Here is a 2,151-nt window from a genome sequence, read left to right on the forward strand (position 1 = left end):
CTCGGCCGGGAACCCGACGCGTATCTGGTGGACGCGAAGGTGACTGGAGGACCAAAGGGCGGTACCGGCCGGCCGGCCGATTGGGATCTGGCCGCCCGGCTGGCCCTTGAAGGTTTTCGGCCGCTCATCCTTTCGGGCGGCCTTTCGGCCGACAACGTGGCTGAAGCCATCCGGCGTGTGTGGCCATGGGGCGTGGACGCCTCCAGCGGCCTGGAAACCGCCCCGGGGCGGAAGGATCCCGACCGGATCCGAGCCTTCGTCGAGGCGGTGCGCGGGGTAAATGTTTAGCCGCGAGCCGACTTGTCACGGCGTAGCCCGAAGGGCGAAGCCGGAAGGGGAGCGGAAAACTTTAGATCGAGGAGCAGCGAATGAATCACGACGTGAAGAACCTGGACCTTGCGGCGGAAGGCAAGAGGCGAATCGAGTGGGCCGACCACGACATGCCGGTCCTCCGAGTAATCCGCGAGCGGTTCGCCAAGGAAAAGCCCCTCAAGAACCTGGCGATGAGCGCGTGTCTGCACGTGACGGCGGAGACGGCGAACCTGGCGCGGACGCTCAAGGCCGGCGGAGCGGACGTGGTGCTCTGCGCCTCGAACCCGCTCTCGACGCAGGACGACGTCGCCGCCGCCCTCGTCGCGGTCTATGAAATCCCCTGCTACGCCATCAAGGGCGAGAACAACGAGACCTATTACAAGCACCTCCGGGCCGCCTGCGACCACGAGCCGATCGTCACGATGGACGACGGGTGCGACCTGGTATGGATGCTCTCGACGGAGCGCCCCGAGCAGGCCGCCAAGGTCATCGGCTCGATGGAGGAGACGACGACCGGCGTCATCCGCCTCCGCGCGATGGAAGCCAAGGGGCAACTAAAGTGCCCCGTCGTCGCCGTCAACGACGCCGACTGTAAGCACCTGTTCGACAACCGTTACGGCACGGGCCAATCGACGATCGACGGCATCATCCGGGCGACCGACATCCTGATGGCCGGCAAGACGGTCATCGTGGCCGGGTACGGGATGTGCGGTCGCGGCGTGGCGACGCGGGCGCAAGGCATGGGAGCAAGCGTCATCGTCACGGAAGTGAGCCCGCTGCGGGCGCTCGAGGCGCGGATGGACGGCTACTGGGTGATGCCGATGGCCGAGGCGGCGAAGGTCGGCGACCTTTTCATCACCGTGACGGGCGACTGCACCGTCATCCGCCCCGAGCACTTCCAGGTGATGAAGAACGGGGCAGTGGTCTGCAACAGCGGCCACTTCAACGTCGAGATCGACCTGGTGGGCCTGGAGAAGATGGCCAAGAAGGTCCGCCGGGGCGTCCGAAACTTCGTCGACGCCTACGACCTCGCCGACGGCCGGACGATTTACGTCCTCGGCGAAGGGCGCCTCGTCAACCTGGCGGCCGCCGAGGGACACCCCGCCAGCGTCATGGACATGAGTTTCGCCGTCCAGGCCCTCACGACCGAATGGGTCGCGAAGAACCGCGGCAAACTGGAGGTCCGCGTCCACGACGTGCCGCGCGAAGTCGACCAGTACGTCGCCCGGCTCAAACTCCAGACCATGGGCATTCGGATCGACGAACTGACGCCGGAGCAGGCCAAGTACCTGGCATCCAGCGAAATGGGGACCTGAGACCGATGGCGACGGTCAGACCCTTCCGCGCCCTGCGCTACAACACGCGCGACCCCTTGAGCGTGGCCCTCGTGACCGCGCCGCCTTACGACTGCATCGGCCCCGAACTGCAGGACGAACTCCACCGCATCCACCCCCACAACATCGTCCGCATCATCCTGGGGAAGGACGAACCCGGCGACTCCGCCTCGCGCAACAAGTACACCCGCGCGGCCGATTCGCTCGAACGCTGGATGGCGGGCGGCATCCTCGTGCGCGACGCCGAACCCGCCCTCTATTTCTACCAGCAGGAGTTCGACGTCGAGGGCAAGACGTACCTGCGCGAAGGGTTCTTCGCCCGCGTCGGCCTCGAAGAATTCGGCGCCGGCCGGATCTATCCCCACGAGGAAACGATGTCCGGCCCGAAGGAGGACCGCCTGCGACTCCTGCGCGCCACGCGCGCCAACGCCAGCGCCGTCTTCGCGCTCTACCCGGACGAGTCGAACGGCGTCACCGCCCTCTTCCACGCCGGCGGCCTCGGCGA

At 66.8% G+C, this 2,151-nt stretch carries 3 protein-coding genes; all 3 read left to right on the forward strand.

Annotated elements, in window-relative coordinates:
* Positions 1–288: phosphoribosylanthranilate isomerase (locus NTX40_05130; GenBank protein MCX5648466.1), on the forward strand; the 288-nt coding region annotated here is incomplete at its 5' end.
* A gap of 80 nt (positions 289–368) precedes the next feature.
* Positions 369–1,628: an adenosylhomocysteinase gene (gene ahcY / locus NTX40_05135; protein ID MCX5648467.1), complete on the forward strand. Its 1,260-nt coding sequence runs from the start codon at positions 369–371 to the stop codon at positions 1,626–1,628.
* A 5-nt stretch (positions 1,629–1,633) separates the two neighbouring features.
* Positions 1,634–2,151, forward strand: a 518-nt coding sequence (locus NTX40_05140; GenBank protein ID MCX5648468.1) for a DUF1015 domain-containing protein, incomplete at its 3' end; no start/stop codon positions are given.

This window comes from Planctomycetota bacterium, assembly GCA_026387035.1.
In the GTDB taxonomy this organism is placed as follows: domain Bacteria; phylum Planctomycetota; class Phycisphaerae; order FEN-1346; family FEN-1346; genus JAPLMM01.